This window comes from Vibrio sp., from assembly GCF_038138445.1.
Taxonomy (GTDB): domain Bacteria; phylum Pseudomonadota; class Gammaproteobacteria; order Enterobacterales; family Vibrionaceae; genus Vibrio.
The window spans coordinates 1-20,837 of sequence record NZ_JAYQDQ010000072.1; the positions used below are offsets into that span (position 1 = coordinate 1).

The 20,837-nt window shown below is 43.1% G+C and carries 17 protein-coding genes and 1 pseudogene; 5 read left to right on the forward strand and 13 right to left on the reverse strand.

Annotation, left to right across the window (positions count from 1 at the left end):
- Positions 1–51 precede the first annotated feature (51 nt).
- The 5 genes and pseudogenes from AAFM34_RS21020 to AAFM34_RS16000 all read right to left on the reverse strand — a co-directional run.
- A pseudogene (locus AAFM34_RS21020) lies at positions 52–120 on the reverse strand (integrase); the annotation flags it as partial.
- A 9-nt stretch (positions 121–129) separates the two neighbouring features.
- Complete coding sequence (locus AAFM34_RS15985) at positions 130–1,818, reverse strand: hypothetical protein (protein ID WP_341664506.1); 1,689 nt, start codon at positions 1,816–1,818, stop codon at positions 130–132.
- A complete protein-coding gene (locus AAFM34_RS15990) occupies positions 1,815–3,020 on the reverse strand; it encodes a site-specific integrase (RefSeq protein ID WP_239174538.1) in 1,206 nt (401 codons plus the stop codon). Before AAFM34_RS15990 ends, AAFM34_RS15985 begins: the two co-directional genes overlap by 4 nt.
- A gap of 88 nt (positions 3,021–3,108) precedes the next feature.
- A complete protein-coding gene (gorA, locus tag AAFM34_RS15995; protein ID WP_341664510.1) occupies positions 3,109–4,461 on the reverse strand; it encodes a glutathione-disulfide reductase in 1,353 nt (450 codons plus the stop codon).
- Positions 4,462–4,625: 164 nt separating this feature from the next.
- On the reverse strand, positions 4,626–5,465 hold the full coding sequence (locus AAFM34_RS16000) for a 23S rRNA (adenine(2030)-N(6))-methyltransferase RlmJ (RefSeq protein ID WP_341664511.1): 840 nt from the start codon (positions 5,463–5,465) through the stop codon (positions 4,626–4,628).
- Positions 5,466–5,627: 162 nt separating this feature from the next.
- On the opposite strand from AAFM34_RS16000, the gene prlC reads away from it, so the two are divergent.
- A complete protein-coding gene (gene prlC / locus AAFM34_RS16005; protein ID WP_341664512.1) occupies positions 5,628–7,670 on the forward strand; it encodes an oligopeptidase A in 2,043 nt (680 codons plus the stop codon).
- Positions 7,671–7,725: 55 nt separating this feature from the next.
- Here the strand turns inward: prlC and AAFM34_RS16010 are convergent, their stop codons facing one another.
- The 4 genes from AAFM34_RS16010 to AAFM34_RS16025 form a co-directional block, all read right to left on the reverse strand.
- The gene (locus tag AAFM34_RS16010; RefSeq protein ID WP_341664513.1) at positions 7,726–8,181 is read right to left on the reverse strand and encodes a DoxX family protein; all 456 of its coding nucleotides are present in this window, start codon (positions 8,179–8,181) and stop codon (positions 7,726–7,728) included.
- 10 nt (positions 8,182–8,191) lie between these two features.
- Positions 8,192–8,959, reverse strand: a complete 768-nt coding sequence (locus tag AAFM34_RS16015) for a DNA-binding domain-containing protein (protein ID WP_341664514.1) — start codon at positions 8,957–8,959, stop codon at positions 8,192–8,194.
- Positions 8,956–9,816, reverse strand: coding sequence for a DUF692 domain-containing protein (locus AAFM34_RS16020; RefSeq protein WP_341664515.1), 861 nt, complete (start codon positions 9,814–9,816; stop codon positions 8,956–8,958). Before AAFM34_RS16020 ends, AAFM34_RS16015 begins: the two co-directional genes overlap by 4 nt.
- A gap of 64 nt (positions 9,817–9,880) precedes the next feature.
- Positions 9,881–10,138 carry a DUF2282 domain-containing protein gene (locus AAFM34_RS16025; protein WP_341664516.1) on the reverse strand — a complete coding sequence of 86 codons (258 nt, stop codon included), beginning with the start codon at positions 10,136–10,138 and terminating at the stop codon, positions 9,881–9,883.
- A 208-nt stretch (positions 10,139–10,346) separates the two neighbouring features.
- On the opposite strand from AAFM34_RS16025, the gene uvrD reads away from it, so the two are divergent.
- On the forward strand, positions 10,347–12,518 hold the full coding sequence (uvrD, locus tag AAFM34_RS16030) for a DNA helicase II (protein ID WP_341664517.1): 2,172 nt from the start codon (positions 10,347–10,349) through the stop codon (positions 12,516–12,518).
- A gap of 574 nt (positions 12,519–13,092) precedes the next feature.
- Here uvrD and ggt read toward each other — a convergent pair.
- From ggt to rarD, 4 genes are all read right to left on the reverse strand, one after another.
- A complete protein-coding gene (gene ggt, locus AAFM34_RS16035; RefSeq protein WP_341664518.1) occupies positions 13,093–14,841 on the reverse strand; it encodes a gamma-glutamyltransferase in 1,749 nt (582 codons plus the stop codon).
- A 90-nt stretch (positions 14,842–14,931) separates the two neighbouring features.
- Positions 14,932–15,597: a LysE family translocator gene (locus tag AAFM34_RS16040; protein ID WP_341664519.1), complete on the reverse strand. Its 666-nt coding sequence runs from the start codon at positions 15,595–15,597 to the stop codon at positions 14,932–14,934.
- A 72-nt stretch (positions 15,598–15,669) separates the two neighbouring features.
- On the reverse strand, positions 15,670–16,461 hold the full coding sequence (locus AAFM34_RS16045) for an AraC family transcriptional regulator (RefSeq protein WP_341664520.1): 792 nt from the start codon (positions 16,459–16,461) through the stop codon (positions 15,670–15,672).
- A gap of 157 nt (positions 16,462–16,618) precedes the next feature.
- A complete protein-coding gene (gene rarD, locus AAFM34_RS16050; RefSeq protein ID WP_341664521.1) occupies positions 16,619–17,521 on the reverse strand; it encodes an EamA family transporter RarD in 903 nt (300 codons plus the stop codon).
- Positions 17,522–17,693: 172 nt separating this feature from the next.
- Here rarD and recQ point away from each other — a divergent pair, with 172 nt between their 5' ends.
- From recQ to AAFM34_RS16065, 3 genes are all read left to right on the forward strand, one after another.
- Positions 17,694–19,529, forward strand: coding sequence for an ATP-dependent DNA helicase RecQ (gene recQ, locus AAFM34_RS16055; protein ID WP_341664522.1), 1,836 nt, complete (start codon positions 17,694–17,696; stop codon positions 19,527–19,529).
- On the forward strand, positions 19,522–19,836 hold the full coding sequence (locus tag AAFM34_RS16060) for a DUF3630 family protein (protein ID WP_341664524.1): 315 nt from the start codon (positions 19,522–19,524) through the stop codon (positions 19,834–19,836). The genes recQ and AAFM34_RS16060 overlap by 8 nt, the downstream gene beginning before the upstream one ends.
- Before the next feature lie 246 nt (positions 19,837–20,082).
- Positions 20,083–20,751 carry a 7-cyano-7-deazaguanine/7-aminomethyl-7-deazaguanine transporter gene (locus AAFM34_RS16065; protein WP_341664523.1) on the forward strand — a complete coding sequence of 223 codons (669 nt, stop codon included), beginning with the start codon at positions 20,083–20,085 and terminating at the stop codon, positions 20,749–20,751.
- Positions 20,752–20,837: the final 86 nt, after the last annotated feature.

Here is a 20,837-nt window from a genome sequence, read left to right on the forward strand (position 1 = left end):
CCTTGGAACTTCAAACATTAACAACACCGCCCCGTGGGTTCATGGGGCGCATACCACTCTTTTATATTCAGAAATGTTTTCTTTGAGAATATTCTTAGGTAGTTCAAATAATGGAGTCATAGAATGCCCTTAGAAATCTAGGTTAATGCCTTCAGGCCATAGAGGGTGCCTTCCTTCATTCTGTAGCTTTTTCTCTGCAAGTCTTTTTACTTTTGGGTGTATTGTAAAGATTATTCGAGTGATAGAGCTTAATAGCTCAGAATAGTTTTTATTAAAGTGTTGTTCACTGAGATGGTGAACTTTGGAGTCAACTATAGAATCTCGGTAGCTCAATAGGCACCAGATGTCTTCGACACTTTCAATGATGACTTGATTTTCGCAGTTGAAACAATTCTGAATGTCAGAGCATGCTAGGTGGTCGACGAGAAAGTCTTTAGGACTGAAATGATTTCTTCTTCTATATTTATTAGCTTGGTCGGAATAGACATTTTTACAACCAGTTCCAATGATCGTCTTTTCCCCATTTCTATCCGCATATTTGTTAAGGAACTCCTCATAAGGAAGAACTTCAAGTCCCAGTTCTTTTTTCGCATATTCTTTTGCATTGTTTATATCTGAGCATCTAGCCGCCCCCTCAATTGTGTGAGTTGCAGCAAGCAGTTGTTTCTGGTTTTCTACCTGTTGGCCGGATGAGTAATGTTTTGATAGTGTGTAAGGCGTATTACCTAAGAGTAACGCTGTTTCTGTGGCATTTCCGGTTTTCGATAAATATCGATAACTCCCGCTGGCACGAAACTTTGAGGCCATAGGGCGTAATGGGTCACCTTCATCAGATTTGATATCGAATGTTTCTTGCAGCCATTTTGAGAAGTTTTGTACATGCCCTTGCTCCAAAGGGGCTATGTCTCCTCTTTTGGCGCGCCAAAGAAGGTGAGGTTCTATAGATATAAGGCTACTTAATTTTAACAACTGTTCAAAAAAGCGAAGAGCAATCTTGGGGACATGAAATGTACCGTTATCACCAATAGATATGGAAACGTACTTATTTGCTCGCGGTTTTAAAACGCTTTGCTCAAACCACTTCCCGCCTTCAAAAACTTTTTCTTTAGGTTTAGTCATATTTAAGAGGACAGTCGTGTTACCCCATGTGTAATACGACAGCATGAAATAGGCAGCGCTAAAACACTTTGTTATCGGAGAGGCAATCTTGTGTGTATGTTGGTTGTAGCTAAAGGATGCTGTTCTTTGATTACTGGATGCATTCAAGTGAACTTCTGGACTATTCATTATTTGTTTGGAAATCTGTCTGAAAAAGGAGTGGATAATTTTGATTAAGGAAGATAGCTCTCTATCTGAGTAGCCTTGAGTTGGATTAGGTTCAGATCGAAATAAACTATAAGGAGAAAACCACTCAGAGCTCGGGTTACCGAACATTTCCAAACATTTTTTACAACAAGAAATCATTTTTCTTGCGGAATTGACATTCATTGAGTAGATCCGAACTTGCTCTATTAAGTGTCGCTCCAATGATTCGACAGCTGCTGAGCTTTCCGGATTAAGTTTTTTCGAATCACAAAAACGAACGTACTTTGCAAAATCTCGCAGGTAGCTTTGCTTTGTTAGATCTGAGTATTCATTTGTTTCGCTGAATATTCGGTACCATCTAAGAACATCGGAATCTCGATTTGCAGGTTCTGCGTCTTGTAAATTTCTTTTAAAAGCAACACCTTTGTAGAAAAAACGCGTAAAGTCATATGTGAATGTTTGTTTGATACCAGTGCGAAATTTTATCTTTAATATCGGTGGAGAATAAGTCATAACATTGCTTCCTCTAATATTTGATCTAGCATCACCACAGCACTCTGGTTTGCTTTTTCTTTTCTTAGGTATCTGATGTACTTCCATGTCGTTTTATCATCTTTGTGTCCCATCCATCCCATTAGTAAAGCCATCGCATCTCCAACGTCCGGAAAATGTTCAAGCAGTGAGTCAAGGCGGTATGTACCATAAGTTGCTCTTAGATCATGAGTTCGATGCTTAAAGGGGATATGGTGTTTGTCTTGGATGCGATGTTTTAGGCGTCGAAAGTGCTGTTGGATGTTGTTACTGCAAAGTGGGATGCCCAAGTTGTTGAGAAGAAGCGTTCTATATTCTCTTTCAGATTTTTGGCTTCGCCTTAGTCGACGCTCACTAACCGAGTAATCATACATTTTGCGCATTAACTTGTTGGGTATTTCTACTTTACGAGTTTTGTTGAATTTTGTATGTACGCCGTTATGAATACCGATTTCAACTTCGTACCTATGAATGTGTGGGTTAGGCATTTCAACAACCGAGAACGGAAATGTACAAGCTTCTTCAACGCGCAATCCAGACTGAATTTGAAGAAGTTGATGAATGATGAATTCTTCAGAGCTTTCTAAAAGGCAATCTACGAAGCAAACTAGTTCTTGTCGAGATAGCGGGTTGAGTTTTTGTTGCTCATTTCTTGCTGGCTTTCTAATCCTGAGATCAGTTGAACGTACTGCAAACCTAGGTTTGTTATGGCTCATCATCCCTGAGTTAGCAATATGAACTATTTGGTAATTAAATGGTTTGCTCTCCTCATTGAACCTTATAAATCTCTCATGAGCAGCCCATTCGTAGAACTTGATGACATGAAGAATGTACATAGAAGCTGTCGAAAAGGCGATCTCACCACTCCTAGCTGCTTTTAACAGGTCATCATTTCGAAAGCGATAGGTGGGTTTTAGGTGATCGTTTGCTGGGAAATTATCCCAAGAATAATCGTTAGTTTCTAAGAACTGCCAATATCTTTTAAGAGCACGAACACTTGCTGTTATGTCGGCTGCTTTACGGATATTCACCAAATAATTGAACCAAAGATTAACGGGAAGAAGATATTCGTTGTTTTTCGAGTAGAAGGTAGGAAACCCACTTAGATGAATGGAGGTTGATTTATTTGAAGGTGGGTAGATTCGAGGAACGTCAAAGTTTTTCGAATTTACAACAGTAACCATACTAGCTCCATCAAGAGATAAACTCTATTGAAGCTAGTATGTTTTCCAGACTTTACAAATCTAAAGAGTGGATTTTCCAGAGTATGATCTACATGGTAACAAACTCTTCTGAGCCCGTTGGGTGGATGGCGACAACCGAATCAAAGTCTGCTTTAGTCGCGCCCATTTTCATCGCCACGCCAAAGCCTTGAATCATTTCATCAACCGTAAAGCCGATACCATGTAAGCCCACCACTTTTTCATCTTCGCCAGCGCAAATGAGCTTCATCTTACATGGTTGACGATGTTTAGTGACGGCCGTGTACATGGCGGTAAAGCCAGATGTGTATACCTTAATATTGTCTTTACCGTATTTTTGCTCCGCTTCTTGAGTCGTGAGGCCTATGGTGCCAATTGGTGGATGACTAAATACCACGGTAGGGACTAAGTCATAATCCATTTTGGCATTAGGCTTATTATTAAATAGTCGCTCAGAAAGCTGTCTGCCGGCCTTAACCGCAACAGGAGTCAGCTCTATGCCGCCCTCCATGATATCGCCGACGCAGTAGATACCCGCAACATTGGTTTGCTGGTACTCATCGACCTTAATGTAACCTGCTTGATTGGTTTCAACTCCGGTAGTTGCAAGATTGATTGCATCTGTGGCTGGGTGGCGGCCTATCGCCCAAATCAGAGTATCAACATTGTGTGTGTTGCCATTTTCTAGGTGCAAGGTTAGGCTGCCATCTGCTTCTTTAACCACTTCTTTGGGCACAGAGTGAGTGTGTAAAGTTGGCCCTTCAGCTTGCATGACCTCTATTAGCGTTTCAACGATCATGGGATCAAAGCTTCGCAGCGGCGATTCTTTACGACAGAAAAGGTGAGTTTCAGTGCCAAGAGCATGCAAGACGCCTGCAATCTCTACGGCAATATAGCCAGCACCAATAACGGCAACGCGTTTTGGTTGCTCGCTTAATTCGAAGAAGCCGTTAGAGTCGATACCGTGCTCAGCTCCTGGGATGTTAGGAATAGTTGGGCGGCCGCCGACAGCAATAAGGATATGATCTGCTGTGTAGTGTTCACCATTGACTTCTACGGTTTTTGCATCAATAAACTTGGCAAAACCTTTAATAACGTTAACCTTGTTGTTACCTAGTACGCGATCGTAAGACTCGTGAATTCGCCCGATATAGGCTTGGCGGCTTTCGACCAATTTACTCCAATTGAAGTCTTTTAGATCAACATCAAAACCATAATCCTCGGCGTAGAGATTAATGGCTTCGGCGACTTGGGCTCCATGCCACATGACTTTCTTTGGCACACAGCCGACGTTCACGCATGTACCGCCGAGATCTTGCGCTTCAATTAGTGCTACTTTAGCGCCATACATCGCTGCTCGGTTTGCTGATGCAATACCACCGCTACCACCGCCGATACAGATATAATCAAAATGAGTCGCCATTTATTTCTCCAATTATTGCGAGTCGATGTGCCAGATAAGTGTATCGTCACTTTGGCACCCGCGTTTCTTTATTGTCTATGATATGGAGGATAGATTGGCCTAACTCAATCTATCCAGCTTAAATTTTCTTCACTTGTCCACTTTAGGTGAGAAGTTCACTCATGTTACTCAGGTACAATCCACTTCACAGTGTAGTGGCCCGTTGTTGGGGCAATAGCGTTTTTAAGGAAGGGGAGAATTGCTTGCATCTGGCTTTCAAGCTTCCATGGTGGGTTGATGACTATCATCCCAGATGCTGTCATGCCATGTTCGTTGCTGTCAGCTGATACACCCAATTCAATTTGCAGTATTTTGCGAATCTCCAGCCCTTCAAGGCCTTCAATCATATCTTCGATGTCACACCGATTGACGACAGGATACCAGATGGCATAGATACCAGTTGCCCAGCGCTTTTGGCTTTGATGAATGGCTTGTACGACATCACGATATTCTTTTGCCAACTCGTACGGCGGATCGATAAGAACTAGGCCTCGGCGCTCTTGAGGCGGTAGACTTGCCTTGAGCCGTTTAAACCCATCTTCCTTGTAGATGCTTACCTGACGGTCACGCTGAAACTCTTGCTCGAGAAGTGGATAGTCGCTTGGGTGCAATTCGGTTAATACCATGCGATCTTGTTTTCTAAGGTGTGCGCGCGCAACTCGTGGTGAACCTGGGTAATAACGTAAATTCTGACTATTATTTAGGACCTTGATTGAATCTAGGTAGCTTTGCAGTTCTGCTGGGATATCGACTTGCTGCCAGAGTCGAGCTATACCTTGTTTATATTCACCAGTTTTTTCTGCCCACTCATGGTTTAAGTCGTAGCGCCCAACACCAGAGTGAGTATCGTGGTAAACAAAGGGTTTATCTTTTTGCTTCAGAGCATTGAGAATAAGGCTTTGAACGATATGCTTTAGGACATCGGCATGATTGCCAGCGTGAAAACTGTGGCGATAACTTAGCAAAATTGAACTCTCTAGTGGATCACGGTTGGGGAATTTTAATCCAGCTAGTATACGTCACTATTGAAAATTGCTGAACCTACCTATATTTAATAATTTAAACCCAGTCAGAGCTCAACAAGACAACACTGTCCGTGCGCTTTTTGCTAAACAAAAGGAATACTTATGTCTAATCCTCTTCTTAGTTTTACTGATTTACCTCCTTTTTCTCAAATTAAGCCGGAGCACGTTAAACCTGCAGTTGAACAAGCGATAGCTGATTGCCGCGCTAAAATCGAGCAAGTGTTGGCCGATAATTGCGAGCCTAGTTGGGAAAATATTATTGCACCTATTGAAGAAGTCGATGACCGTTTGAGTCGCATCTGGTCTCCGGTCAGTCATATGAACTCTGTGGTAAACAGTGAGCAATTACGTGAAGCTTATGAAAGTTGTTTGCCTCTTTTGTCCGAGTATGGAACTTGGGTTGGTCAGCATAAAGGCTTATTTGAAGCATACAAAGCTCTCAAGGAAAGTGATGAGTTTTCTCAGCTAACACAAGCGCAGAGAAAAACCGTGACAGATTCCTTACGTGACTTTGAGCTATCTGGTATTGGTCTACCTGCAGATGAGCAGCATCGCTATGGTGAGATCAGCAAACGCATGTCTGAGCTGGGGTCCAAGTTTTCCAACAATGTCCTTGATGCTACCATGGGCTGGACAAAGCATATAAAAGATGAGCAACAGCTAGCGGGTATGCCTGAATCCGCGTTGGCTGCGGCTAAAGCTGCGGCGCAGGCGAAAGAGCGGGATGGTTACCTGCTGACATTAGATATTCCTTCTTATCTACCTGTGATGACTTATTGCGATAATCAGGCGCTGCGTAAAGAGTTGTATGAGGCATACTCGACCCGAGCTTCTGATCGAGGTCCAAATGCAGGAGAGTGGGATAATACAGAGATTATCAATGAGCAGCTAAAACTGCGCTATGAAATTGCCCGTATGCTTGGTTTTAATACCTTTAGCGAAAAGTCTTTGGCGACTAAAATGGCAGAAAATCCTGCCCAAGTACTGAGCTTTCTCAATGATCTGGCCAATAAAGCCAAACCGCAAGGGGAGAAAGAAGTTGAAGAGTTGCGCCAGTTCGCCAAGCGCGAATATGGTGTAGAAGAGCTCGAACTGTGGGACATTACTTATTACAGCGAAAAGCAAAAGCAGCACTTGTTCCAGATTTCCGATGAAGAACTGCGTCCTTACTTCCCTGAACAAAGAGCGGTGAGTGGTTTATTTGAGGTTTTGAATCGCGTCTTTGGTATGAAGGTAGTAGAGCGCCAAGGGGTAGATACTTGGCATGAATCGGTGCGTTTTTTCGATATCTTTGATGCCAATGAAAAACTGCGCGGCAGCTTTTATCTCGACTTGTATGCAAGGGAGCACAAGCGTGGTGGTGCTTGGATGGATGAATGTCGCGTTCGCCGCATCAACGCTAAGGGAGAGCTACAATCGCCAGTGGCCTACTTAACCTGTAACTTCACTCGCCCTGTTGGAGATAAGCCTGCGCTATTTACTCATAATGAAGTGGTGACCTTATTCCATGAATTTGGTCATGGTATTCATCACATGCTAACACAAGTAGAAACTGGAGCTGTTTCTGGTATCAATGGTGTGCCTTGGGATGCGGTAGAGTTACCCAGTCAGTTTTTAGAAAATTGGTGTTGGGAGCAAGAGGCACTTGCCTTTATCTCTGGTCATTATCAAACAGGCGAGCCTTTGCCAAAAGAGATGCTTGATAAGATGTTAGCTGCAAAGAACTTCCAGTCAGCCATGTTCATTTTGCGTCAGCTCGAGTTTGGTCTGTTTGACTTTACCCTTCACACACAATTCGATCCTGATATTGGACCTAAGGTATTGGAAACATTAGCCGAAGTGAAAGCTAAGGTAGCGGTTCTGCCGAGTTTGGAGTGGAACCGATTTTCTCATAGCTTTAGTCATATTTTTGCTGGTGGTTATAGTGCGGGGTATTACAGCTACCTGTGGGCCGAAGTGCTGTCCTCTGATGCTTTCTCTCGTTTTGAAGAAGAGGGAATATTCAATGCTGAAACCGGTAAGAGCTTCTTAAATAACATCCTTGAGATGGGCGGCAGCGAAGAGCCTATGGAGCTTTTTAAGCGTTTTCGTGGAAGAGAGCCGCAAATTGATGCCTTGCTTCGTCATGCAGGTATCGAAGCCTAATTCGAAGTAATAACAAACCACGCCTTTTGTAGGAAGGCGTGGCTATTTCCATCCACTAGTTCTGCAATTTCCCTTTGATGAATTTGTCGGCAGAAATTGGCCCTGGTCCCCAAACCACCACGATTAAAATCATTAACCCCCACAACTGATGGTCGTAGAAGCCTTTCTCCCACAATAGAGGGTAAGAGACGACAGCTATAATATTAAACACAAATAATATCGCTCCCATTGGTCGAGAGAGTAGTCCTAATGCGAGAAAAACAGGCAGACTAAGCTCTGCAGCGGTTCCCATATAAGCGGCCAGCTCCCAAGGTAGAATTGGCACTTGATATTCGTATTCGAACAAATACAAGGTGCTGTCCCAAGAGGAAATTTTCACCAGTCCAGAATTAAAAAATACCCACGCAACCCATAAGCGGCAAAAGAGCAATAACAGTGGAACAAAAAAGCATTTAGCTTTGTCGACTATGGCGTCGTAGTGCTTAATTAGGTTATTTATCGACTCGGGCATAGTTATATCCTTATTGAGGTGGCGCGAGAGAAAAGCCGCAAATAAATTGATGTTCGAGCAGTGTTTCGAGGCATGCAAGGTGCGTTTCAGGGATCTGCCCCAAGGTGTATCCGTTTTTGAGATACTCAACCAGTTCGAATGATGTGTTATTTAGTTTCACTGTCGAGCACGGGCCATCATATTGACTCATAATGACGCCTTGCTCTGCAAGCTTGATATCTAGCTGTGAGAAGTCATTAGCTTCAATGGCTAAGTGCAGAGAAAAAACAGCAAAGCGTGATTGAAAGGCTAGTGCATTTGGAAATAAGTGGAGCTTGATATATTGATGATGTTCTTGTGGTAAAGTTGACAATTGATTGATAGTAAGTAAGTGCTTGCTTGGCTCGACTTTAGATAAGATTTGTTTCGATAGATCAATCTGCCATTCAAACTTAGCGACCTCTTGAATATAAGGTGCAGCTTCCATTACCTTGGAGAAGTTTTCTATGCTGCTTACAAAGTGTTCGCCGTAGTGGCTTACATTACCAGATTTGAGCGGGTTGTTGAGAATATGCTGGCGAGCCAGCTGGGTAAAGCACTCCTCTCCAACCAATATATGAACCATAGGATAGGTTGCCTGAAGAACGTCGCTTAAACTAATAATAAAGTTATTACGATAGATTTGGATACGTTCTTCTGCGGTAAAATGATCGCTTTTGATGTGGCACTCTTCTCCAGACGTTTGATATTGGAGCGCACTGGCAAAGTTCTGCTGCAGGTCCGCAAGAGTTAAGCTCATGACGCTTTTTTTCCTTTGAGTGTGCTAAATGGTATTAATCTTTGGCTTGCCTTTTGGCACTCTCCTAACAGCACTTCTGGCTCTGGTATATCGAGATCCCACTCAATCAGAGTATGACGTGGGCCATGATGGGATAGCCAATATTCATACAGAAACCAAACATCGTCACAAACTGGCTGACTATGGGTATCAATCCATATTTCCCCTTGCTCAAGTTGTTTAATGGTAAAGCCTGCCAGATGTATCTCGTCAACCTTGTCTGTCGGAATTCCCTCAATGTAAGTTTGGCAATTAAATCCATGGTTAAAAGCTGAGACATGAATATTGTTGAGATCGAGCAATAGTCTGCAGTCAGTACGCTTTTGTACTTGGCTTAGAAACTCCCATTCTTCAATGGTTGAGTGGTCAAACTTGATATAACTTGATGGATTTTCGATAAGTATCGGTCGTTTTAAATATTCCTGTACATGGTTTACGTTGCGACAGAAAACATCCAGAGCTTCTTCGGTATAAGGCAAAGGAAGAAGGTCATTAAAGTAATGTCCGCCATGATGACTCCAGCTGAGGTGATCCGAAATAAGAAAAGGCTCGACTTCATCGACAAGCATTTTAAGCTTTTTGAGATGTTGAGTGTTTATCGGCTCAACACTGCCAAGAGATAAGCCAATTCCATGACAGCTGATCTGGTAATCACCTCTGAGTTGGTACAGTTTTTTTCTAGCAGGTGAATAAGGCTCAAAATAGTTTTCACTATGAATTTCTAACCAGCTTAGGGGCGGTTTATTGGAAATAAAATAGTCGACGTGAGGAGAACGTAAGCCTACACCCACTTGTTTGTGATATTTATCTGTCTTCACCCACTATTCCTTTATGAGTGTCAAACTAAGACGGCTTATAAGTGATAAAGCCGCCTTCGCTCTCTTATGAAGACGCTGTGTTACCACCTACTAATTTGTCGCACAGACCTTTTGGAACCACTACAAAAGCATCTTTCTGGTTATCTTCTTTTGAAGTGCCAGCACAAGAGCTGGATTTGGTCGCGCAATCATTTTTTCCAGCTTTTGAAACGCCATAGCACTTTTCTTTTTCAGCGGCAACAGCAGGGGTGGTCATTACACTTGAACCAAACGCAACAAGGCTGGTGACTGCAGCAGTAACAGCAAGACTTGATTTTTTCATACTCGTTTCCTCTGGTTTTTCCTTTCTCAGTGAATACTCAAAATGCCTCAGCGCATAGTTCCTTTAGGTTTTCATTATATTTATTTTCTAAGTTATTGTTTTTTTATTATGTATGTGTGGCGCTTTTTTGAGGCAAATATTCTAAACTCGGCATGGTGTTTAGGTTATAATCACTTTTCATGTATAGATAACCAGTGACAGAATGCTAATGGATCCTTCTTTACTCCTCGATGGTCTCAACGATAAGCAGCGTGAAGCTGTTGCTGCTCCACTTGAAAACTTATTGGTTTTAGCCGGTGCAGGAAGTGGTAAAACACGGGTATTGGTACATCGGATTGCTTGGCTGATGTCCGTTGAGCAAGCTTCGCCTTTTTCAATTATGTCTGTGACCTTTACCAATAAAGCAGCTGCTGAGATGCGAGGTCGTATCGAAGATTTGATGATGGGAACCACATCAGGTATGTGGAACGGTACTTTTCACGGTATTTGTCATCGTATTTTGCGAGCTCACTATCTGGATGCTGGGCTGTTGGAAGATTTTCAGATCATGGACAGTGATGATCAACAGAGACTTCTGCGACGATTGATCAAAGCACAGAACTTGGACGAGAAACAGTGGCCAGCAAGACAAGTCGCTTGGTGGATTAACGGGAAAAAAGATGAAGGGTTACGTCCCAATCATATTGATGCGTATCGCGATCCTGTGACTCAAACTTATCTTCAACTTTACACTACTTACCAAGAAGCATGTGATCGCGCGGGTTTGGTGGACTTTGCCGAGATTCTACTCCGAGCTCATGAGCTGCTGCGAGATAAGAAACATATTCGGGAGCATTACCAAGCCCGTTTTAAACATATCCTTGTGGACGAGTTCCAAGACACTAATAACATCCAATATGCTTGGCTAAGAATGATGGCTGGGCCAGAATCTAATGTGATGATTGTGGGGGATGATGACCAATCAATTTACGGCTGGCGCGGAGCAAAAATCGAGAATATTGAAAAATTTACTCATGAATTTCCAAGTGTTAATACCATTCGCCTAGAGCAAAACTATCGCTCGACCAAGACGATTCTTGAAGCTTCCAATGCGTTGATTGCCAACAATACTGAGCGTATGGGCAAAGAATTATGGACCGAAGGCTTAGCAGGCGACCCTATTTCAGTTTATTCGGCTTATAACGAACTAGATGAAGCGCGTTTTGCGGTTAATAAAATCAAAGATTGGCAGGATAAAGGTGGCTCACTAAATGATTCGGCCATGCTTTATCGTAACAATGCTCAGTCGCGTGTGTTAGAAGAAGCCTTAATTCAAGCCGGTTTACCTTATCGCATTTATGGTGGGATGCGATTTTTCGAGCGTCAGGAAATCAAGGATGCACTAAGTTATCTTCGCTTGATAGCAAACCGTAATGATGATGCCGCATTTGAAAGAGTGGTCAATACACCGACCCGAGGACTGGGAGATAAAACGCTCGAGACGCTGCGTTTAGCAGCCAGGGATCGCGGGTGTACCATGTGGGATGCCAGCGTGGCTCTTTTGGAAGAGAAAGTGCTTGCAGGCAGAGCAGCTTCTGCTCTTGGTCGCTTTGTTGAACTGATTAACGCGCTTGAAGATGATACCAGTGAGTTAGCACTGCATGCCCAGACTGACCATGTGATTAAGTATTCTGGCTTGTATGCGATGTATGAACAGGAAAAAGGTGAAAAGTCGAAAGCTCGTATTGAAAACTTAGAAGAGCTGGTCACAGCCACGCGTCAGTTTGAAAAACCAGAAGAAGCGGAAGAGATGACGCTACTCACGGCATTTTTGACCCATGCTGCGTTGGAAGCAGGTGAAGGGCAAGCTGATGAATTTGAAGATGCGGTACAACTGATGACTTTGCACAGCGCAAAAGGGCTGGAGTTCCCACTGGTCTTTATGGTTGGAGTGGAAGAGGGAATGTTTCCAAGTCAGATGTCAGCCGAAGAAGCGGGTCGCTTGGAAGAGGAGCGACGTTTGTGTTATGTGGGCATGACTCGCGCGATGGAAAAGCTCTACATTACGTATGCTGAAATGCGCCGCTTGTATGGTCAAGATAAATATCATAAACCATCACGCTTTATTCGAGAGTTACCAGAAAGTTGTTTAGATGAAGTTCGAATGAAAGCTCAGGTTAGCAGGCCGGCGAGTGCGGGTCGATTTAGTACTCGAGTTGTCAAAGATAACTTTAATGAAACCGGTTTTAGTTTGGGGTCGCGTGTTAAACATCCCAAGTTTGGTGAAGGGACCATTATTAATTTTGAAGGCAGTGGCCATCAAGGTCGGGTACAAGTTGCTTTTAATGGCGAAGGGATTAAATGGTTGGTGACAGCCTATGCCAAGCTAGAACAGCTTTAGTTAAAAAGAAAAACCCCGAGGGCTTTCGCCCATCGGGGTTATAGTCTTACTCGCAGCAATCCAGCTACTAAAGGTGCTCCATGCATCATTCCTTGATAGTATGCTGATGTCCTTCAGCTCAGTCCTTTCATCGCCATCCTAGCGGTGTCCATGACCTTATCCTGGTCCGCTAACTATCCTAGTTAGCTCACATCGCCTAATCCTTAAGCGGTATCCATTTCCCTTCCCTAGAAGTAACCCATCCTAGTTACCATCATGAGTCCGTTCAATGTCCAGTTTGCTTTCCTTGCCGACTACTAAACTAAGTAGCCGAATCTTCATCCTGAAGATAACCAATTCCTTGGTCTTTCCTGTTCCGTGTCAGCATCCTTCCGACAGGTGTTATATTACGGTGCCAAGAATATTTCTCAAGACTAGGCTGTTTATTCGCTATTAAAATCAAGTGTTTAAAAATGAAACAATCCATGTAAAAACATATAGTTATATTACTCTAATTTTAATGACCTCATTAAAAAAGAGTTGTTTGCGCACCATCCTGTAAGAAATATCTCACAAGATGGCGGGGCAAACGTTGCTAATGACCGATTGCGGTACCCTCTCGTCTCGGATCTGCTGCCCCTTCTAATTGGCGACCATTAATAAGTATTGCATGAAGACCTGAGTTCAAGTCGCCCACTTTGATATCAAATCCCATCTTTTCGAGTTCTGGCTTGAGAGCTTCGGCAGAGGTGCCTTGTTCGATATCAAGTGTGCCGAAACGGTTTAGTACATGAGCTTGATTGATAGCTTGCTGGATATTCATGCCCCATTGGGTATGAGCAATAATGGCTTGTGCCACATAGCCTATAATGCGGCTTCCGCCGGGAGAACCAATTGCCATGTAGGGTTTGCCATCCTTCATTATGATGGTTGGCGCCATGGAAGAGCGAGGACGTTTACCCGGCTCAAGGCGATTAGCAATTGGTTTGCCATCGTTGTGAGTACGAAATGAGAAGTCAGTGAGCTCGTTGTTGAGAATAAAGCCGTTGGTCATGAGACGTGAGCCAAATGCATTCTCAACAGATGCTGTCATGGATACGACATTACCTTGATTGTCGACAATGTTGAAGTGACTGGTTGAAGGCAGCTCAATAGATTCGTCAGGACTTTGTTGACGTGCGTAACTCCACGGAGGTGAACCCGCCGAAACACTTTCTAATGCTTTTCCGGGAGTAATCAGTTTGGCGCGCTGCTTTAAGTATTCTGAATCGACTAGACCTTGAGTAGGCATAGGGATAAAGTCTTCATCCGCCATGTACATGCCACGATCTGCAAAGGCCAAAAGTGAAGCATCTGCAATGACTTGCCAAGACTTAGCACTTTCGGGGCCCCAAGCTTGAAGGTCAAACTCTTGTGTCATGGTTAATATTTGATTGACAGTAAGTGCGCCAGAAGCGGGTGGCCCCATGCCGCAAATATCATAGCTTTGGTAAGCTGAACAAACAGGCTCTCGCTGTTTGACTCTATAAGTGTCGAAGTCTTGCTGGGCAAGTACACCTGGATTACCCTGTGCTGATTTTACTGTGTTAACAATATCTCTAGCAATTTTACCTTTGTAGAAAGCATCTGCTCCGTGGTTGGCAATGTTAGATAAGGTGTCTGCATAAGCTGGGTTTTTTAAAATGGTGCCTTGTTTTTTTGCTGAGCCATCAGGGTTAAAAAAATAGGCTTTTGTAGCAGGAAAACGAGACAAACGCTTAGCATCTTTACTAATAAGGGTGGCAAGCCTAGGGCTGATAGCAAAGCCTTCTTTGGCCACCTGGATTACCGGTTCAAATAGTTGCTCCCATTTCAGCTTTCCATATTTTTGGTGGGTTTCCCACATCAATTTTACCACTCCAGGTGTGCCGACAGAGCGGCCGCCGACCACGGCATCATAAAATTGCATCGGCTGCCCGTGTTCGTCCTGAAATAGTTGTGGTGTCGCGGCAAGGGGAGCGGTTTCTCGTCCGTCGTAGGTTGTCAGTTTTTTTTGCTTGGCATCCCAATAGACAAGAAAAGCACCACCGCCAATACCAGAAGATTGTGGTTCGACAAGTCCCAGCATAAGTTGAGTGGTGATCATGGCATCAATGGCGTTGCCACCTTGCTTGAGAATATTCGCGCCAGCTTGAGTCGCAAGTGGATTTGCGGCTGTAACCATCCAGTCCTTCGCTTTGACCAACTGTTTTTTTTCTAGGCCGCTGCTTTGCTCAGGGGCAACGGAATCGGCCGCCTGATCGGCGAAAGCTGAAACCGAGGTCAATAAAAGACAGGTTGTTAAAAATGGTCGTTTCCACTGCATCTTGTACTCCTTGTTAATTATGCGGTGACAGAGTGGCAGCGCTGAGAGTCTAAAGGTTTGTTATAAAAATGTAATCTGGAATCAAATTTTTTACACTTTTAACAGTAACTCGGATATGGACTGCCAAAGAATACTAGTGCCTATGATGGTGAATATCAGCCCACACAAGCCATCAATATAAAATGCCATCGCTTGGATTTTTCCTTGCATGTGTTTGGTAGAAAGTGCCCAAGCGAGTAGTGAGAACCATACGAAAGAGAGACCCCACAATATACCCAATGCGAGTCCTTTACCTGTGAGCGACATATCTGTTGGCACTAAACTAGACATAAGACTTACGAAGAAAACGAGTGCTTTAGGGTTAAGGATATTAGTTGATAATCCTCGAGAGAAAGCTTGACGCTTATTGCTCAGCAATACGCTGCTGCTTTCCTGCTTAGATTGTGACTCGAGATTATTTTTTGCTTGCCAACATCCTTTGAGAGCACAATAACCTAAGTAAGCTAGGTAGCTACCCCCGACTAACTGTAATCCAGCAAAAATCTCAGGTTGCTGTTGGACCAAGTAGCTAACTCCCGTTAGGCTTAAAATGGAGTGCAGTAGGATGCCAAATGAGAGACCTAAAGCAATATAGAGTCCGGTTTGACGGCCATAACGTGCGGCATTTTGGACCACTAAAGCAAAATCAGGTCCTGGATTCATTAGAGCAATAAAGTGCACGCTGGCAAGCGTAGTAAGAATGGTGATTTCGTTCATTGTGATGCTCATTAGTTAATCATGAGCCTATTTTGTCTTAATCAAAACAGTGAAGATTGTAAATTATTAACACTAAATTTTAGAGGGTGAAATACCATAAGACGTTTTAAAGGCTTTGCTAAAATGAGCTTGGTCATAAAAACCAATTTGATGGGCGACTTCGGTGCCACTTACTCCGCTTTTAAGCAGTTTAAAACCACATTCTAGCCTTAAACGGCTGAGCCAAGCATAAGGTGTTAAACCGACTTTAGCTTTAAAGTGACGCTGAAATTGTGTCGGACTGAACTCGCACAGCTGTGATAATTCTTCAAGCTTTACCGGCTGGGCTAAATTTTCCATTAAATAGTCTTTTAGTGTTGAGATTGATTGATTTCCTAGTGGTACGGTATTTTTTTGCTGTATGGCGCCGTAGTGACGAAACAAGAGCTCAAAACCCTCATAGGGTAGGCAATCTTTTGCTAACTGACTAAGGTTGTTTGTTCCCAAGGCTTGATGGACTCTAATCATATGTTGAAAGAGAGTAGGGTTTGAAATAATCAATCGGTTGAATTGAACCTGATCGTTTTCACACTTTAGATCAGCAAGCTCACTAAACCATTTGGGATCGATGGAGAAAACTCTTACTTGATAGCCCTCACTATGGATGGAACTTCCATCGTGTAGCTCATCTGGAGGCATTATCACGATTTGTCCTTGCCCAATGGTATGATTTACACCTTGGTAAAAGAACTTTTGTTGGCCGTTGGTCACCAAGCCAATATGAAAGTCGAGGTGATAGTGCCTGCGGAAAGCGAACTTTTGGTAGTTAGCGTGAATCAGGCCGATTTCTTTATCTTGTGTGGTGAGGTAACTGACCTTATCCATAGTAATGCTTTGTGTAAATTTTAATCAATAATATACACAGTTTAATCATTTGTCTTGTAAATAAAGATCAGTGATCAGAGATTTGTAAGCATATACCAGCAGGGTTGAGAGATGCTTGTACTCCATTATTTCTATTATGAATGGAGTACATACCACACTAAGATTTTGGTTTTCCAGAGTGTTTTTTCGCTTTAAGCCCGTCATAACTAAAAATGACCAAAGCACTCCAGATAAATGCAAAGGTGATGGCCTTATCTATTGTAAAAGACTCACCGTAGACTAAGACTGCTAGCAAAAACATTAAGCTTGGACCTATATACTGAAAAAAACCCAAAGTAGAGAGCTTTAGGCGGGTTGCCGCACCAGTAAAGCAAAGTAGCGGGAGAGTGGTCACTATGCCTGCACAGATCAATAACATATTTAAGGTTGCAGTGTTAAGGCTAGGATCCGAAGTGGCAGAGTCGGCAATCCAAAGCAGATAAATGGCCGCTGCTGGCAACATCACTAAGGTCTCGATAAACAAACCAGTTTGAGCATCGATTTTGACTTTTTTACGCAGCAATCCATAAAACCCAAAGGTTAATGCTAACGCTATGGCAACGATAGGTATTGAGCCAAATATGATCACTTGTATGGCCACACCACAAGTCGCCAGAGCAACGGCAAACCACTGCATTTTTCTTAAGCGCTCGCCCAAAAATACCAATCCGAGCATGACATTGAGTAAAGGGTTGATATAGTAGCCAAGACTGGCATCTAACATATGGTTTGAGTTTACTGCCCAAATGTAAATCAGCCAATTGACTCCAACTAACAGGGCAGTGGTAATTAATAGTAACATCTTGCTTTTTGAGCGGCAGATATCTCTTGCGCTGCGCCAGCGTCGGCCTATGTGTAACAAAACAGCAAGTAGAATAAATGACCAAATGACGCGATGACTGAGGATTTCAAGAGCTGGAACTTGACTGATAGCTTTGAAATAAATGGGTGCAATGCCCCACATTGTGTAAGCTGCGATGGCGAGTAATATACCTTGTCTTGATTCTTGTTCTGTGGTCATTAATGTACTTCTTCTTATTCTATTGTTTGTCTAGTATACAAATTGGTAAATATATCATCTAGTGCTTGGCGTCTTTTCGTCTCAATAGGTGGTAATTTGCGGTTTTATTCATATTCGAACATCACTACAATGTGCGCTTTGCTTTTCTCTACCTTGTCTAACTGAGGCACTCATGACTGAGATCTTGTTTGCTCAACAAGCCGAACCCTCAATCACACCTGAAGCTGTCCTAGAAGAAGTGTTTGGCTATAAAACATTTCGCGAGGGTCAGGAAGAAGTGATCCATGCTGTAGTGAGTGGTCAGGATTGTATCGTCATTATGCCAACTGGTGGAGGAAAGTCACTCTGCTATCAGATCCCAGCTTTAGTCTGTGAAGGGTTAACTATAGTCATTTCTCCTTTGATTTCACTAATGAAAGACCAAGTTGATCAGTTAAAAGCCAATGGCGTTCTGGCTGAGTGTATAAACTCAACAATGACGCGCGAGGAGCTAAGTAGCGTATATAGCCGTATGCAGGCGGGTCATCTAAAGCTTGTCTATGTTTCTCCAGAGCGGGTGTTGATGCGTGATTTTGTTGAGCGGCTTGAAACTCTTTCGTTGTCAATGATTGCTGTTGATGAAGCCCATTGTATATCTCAGTGGGGGCATGACTTTAGACCAGAATATGCCTCCTTGGGTCAACTAAAACAGCAATTTACTCATGTGCCTATTATGGCGCTGACCGCCACAGCTGATGAGGCGACTCGAAATGATATTACCCATAGATTGCAGCTTCAAGAGCCGCATGTTTATTTAGGCAGCTTTGATAGGCCCAACATTCGCTATACCTTGCTAGAGAAACATAAGCCAATTTCTCAGATCATAAGATTCGTTACCGGACAAAAGAACCAGTGCGGCATTATTTATTGTGGTAGCCGCAAGAAAGTCGAAATGGTGACAGAGAAGTTGTGCAACAACCATATCCGCGCTGCGAGTTATCATGCTGGGCTAGATACCGATGAACGAGCTTATGTTCAAGAAGCCTTTCAGCGAGATGATATACAGATAGTGGTTGCTACCGTCGCTTTTGGTATGGGTATTAATAAGCCTAACGTTCGTTTTGTTGTCCACTTTGATATTCCACGCAATATAGAGTCCTACTATCAGGAGACAGGGCGAGCTGGTCGAGATGGTCTGCCAGCTGAAGCAATGATGCTGTATGACCCAGCTGATATGGGTTGGCTCAGGCGCATGTTGGATGAAAAAGATGAAGGGCCGCAAAAGCAGGTAGAAAGCCATAAGTTAAATGCCATGAGTGCTTTCGCTGAAGCACAAATTTGTCGGCGCCAAGTCCTACTCAATTACTTCGGTCAATACAGTGATAAGCCTTGCGGCAATTGTGATATTTGCCTTGACCCACCCAAGCATTTTGATGCGACGGACCAAGCACGTAAGGCAATATCTTGCGTTTACCGAGTTAACCAGAGCTTTGGGATTGGTTATGTGGTTGAAGTGCTGCGCGGCATGCAAACGAGCCGCATTAAAGAGCATGGTCATGACAAGCTCTCAACTTATGGTCTTGGCCGTGAAAATAGCCATGATTACTGGGTCAGTATCTTTCGTCAATTGATACACAAAGGGATGCTAACGCAAAATATTACCCGTAATTCAACACTTCAGTTAACTGAAGAAGCTCGTCCACTCTTGCGGGGTGATATGAACTTAGAACTGGCGGTTCCAAGACTGGACACTGCCGCGAGAACGGCTAAATCAGACAAACTAACCAGTAAAAATTACGATAAGAAGTTATTTGCTAAGCTGCGAAAATTGCGTAAGTCGATTGCTGATGAAGATGGGCTACCACCTTATGTCGTCTTTAGTGATGCAACATTAATTGATATGGCGGAAATATTACCCACTTCTTATGGTGAAATGTTGGCTGTTAGTGGGGTAGGCCATCGTAAGTTGGAGAAATACGCCGATCCATTTTTAGATTTGATTCAGGAGCATGTTTCTTACCATGGTTGACTCGACACACAGATTCGGTTTACGGGCATATCAGCCGCAAGAAGGGCGTTTGGAACTAAAAACGCCAAGCTTTGATTTTGATAGTTTTCCTGAAATGGCAGAGCAAATGGTGACGCTACTTTCTGCAACCGTAATAGAAAAGCAATGGGATGCGGACATTCACTCATGGTTAATTGATTTTGAAGGCTGTCAGCTATTGCTCAAATCTGAGCATTATAGTGAAAGTGTATGGATTGAATCACTTGTGATAAAAGACAGCAAGGAAGAACTTGATTACCTAGCTAACTTATTTCGCAGTGGCTTTTAGCTAGGCATCTTGCGCGTCCATACTCGCTATTGCAGCTAAAGGTGGTTAATGTATAATCACCGGCCGCGATAATTATCAAGTTGAATATCGATAGATGTTTATTCTAGTTTTGGCGAAATTTTTTGCTTGAGATATTCGTTTAGATAATTATCAGCTTTGATTATTAACAGTATTGGTAAGAGCTCAATAACATATTGAACTCGATTTGGGTTCCCTCACCCCCAAACCAAATTAAAAAGGTATCTTATGAGTAGTTTTTCTCTCGCTCAGCAGCGTAAAGCGCTTCTTGTTTTAACTCTGTTTCATCTCGTCGTTATTGCTTCTAGTAACTATTTGGTTCAATTGCCATTTACAGTTTTTGGCTTTCATACCACTTGGGGCGCCTTCACTTTCCCATTTATCTTTTTGGCTACTGATCTGACAGTACGTATTTTTGGTGCTCAGCTAGCACGCAAAATCATCTTTTGGGTAATGTTGCCAGCGCTAGCGGTGTCTTATGGGTTGTCAGTGCTCTTTTTTGAAGGCCAATTTCAAGGCTTCTCTCATCTTACTGAATTTAACCTATTTGTTGCACGTATCGCGATTGCAAGTTTTATGGCTTATCTGCTCGGTCAGATATTGGATGTGCATGTATTTAATCGCTTACGGCAAATGAAGCAGTGGTGGATAGCACCGACTTGTTCAACCTTGCTCGGTAACGCTCTTGATACTATCGCTTTTTTCTCGATTGCGTTTTATCAAAGTAGCGATCCTTTTATGGCAGATCACTGGGTTGAAATAGCATTGGTCGATTATAGCTTTAAACTCATCATTAGCTTAGGTCTGTTTGTTCCTATGTATGGTGTGCTATTGAACTATCTAGTGAAAAAAATCACTGCGGTGAACCCCAACTTTAGAGTTCTCGGCGCCAATTAATAGTGGATGAAGAGCGAAAAGCCCAGCTATTCTGTAAGCTGGCGGTAAACCCCATCTAATCATTTCCTTTTAAATTCGGTATTGTC

Coding starts and splice junctions, on each gene's coding strand:
- AAFM34_RS15985 (WP_341664506.1), bottom strand. CDS start 1,818: ATGACTTATTCTCCACCGATATTAAAGATAAAATTTCGCACTGGTATC.
- AAFM34_RS15990 (WP_239174538.1), bottom strand. CDS start 3,020: ATGGTTACTGTTGTAAATTCGAAAAACTTTGACGTTCCTCGAATCTAC.
- gorA (WP_341664510.1), bottom strand. CDS start 4,461: ATGGCGACTCATTTTGATTATATCTGTATCGGCGGTGGTAGCGGTGGT.
- prlC (WP_341664512.1), top strand. CDS start 5,628: ATGTCTAATCCTCTTCTTAGTTTTACTGATTTACCTCCTTTTTCTCAA.
- AAFM34_RS16010 (WP_341664513.1), bottom strand. CDS start 8,181: ATGCCCGAGTCGATAAATAACCTAATTAAGCACTACGACGCCATAGTC.
- AAFM34_RS16015 (WP_341664514.1), bottom strand. CDS start 8,959: ATGAGCTTAACTCTTGCGGACCTGCAGCAGAACTTTGCCAGTGCGCTC.
- AAFM34_RS16025 (WP_341664516.1), bottom strand. CDS start 10,138: ATGAAAAAATCAAGTCTTGCTGTTACTGCTGCAGTCACCAGCCTTGTT.
- uvrD (WP_341664517.1), top strand. CDS start 10,347: ATGGATCCTTCTTTACTCCTCGATGGTCTCAACGATAAGCAGCGTGAA.
- ggt (WP_341664518.1), bottom strand. CDS start 14,841: ATGCAGTGGAAACGACCATTTTTAACAACCTGTCTTTTATTGACCTCG.
- AAFM34_RS16040 (WP_341664519.1), bottom strand. CDS start 15,597: ATGAACGAAATCACCATTCTTACTACGCTTGCCAGCGTGCACTTTATT.
- AAFM34_RS16045 (WP_341664520.1), bottom strand. CDS start 16,461: ATGGATAAGGTCAGTTACCTCACCACACAAGATAAAGAAATCGGCCTG.
- rarD (WP_341664521.1), bottom strand. CDS start 17,521: ATGACCACAGAACAAGAATCAAGACAAGGTATATTACTCGCCATCGCA.
- recQ (WP_341664522.1), top strand. CDS start 17,694: ATGACTGAGATCTTGTTTGCTCAACAAGCCGAACCCTCAATCACACCT.
- AAFM34_RS16060 (WP_341664524.1), top strand. CDS start 19,522: ATGGTTGACTCGACACACAGATTCGGTTTACGGGCATATCAGCCGCAA.
- AAFM34_RS16065 (WP_341664523.1), top strand. CDS start 20,083: ATGAGTAGTTTTTCTCTCGCTCAGCAGCGTAAAGCGCTTCTTGTTTTA.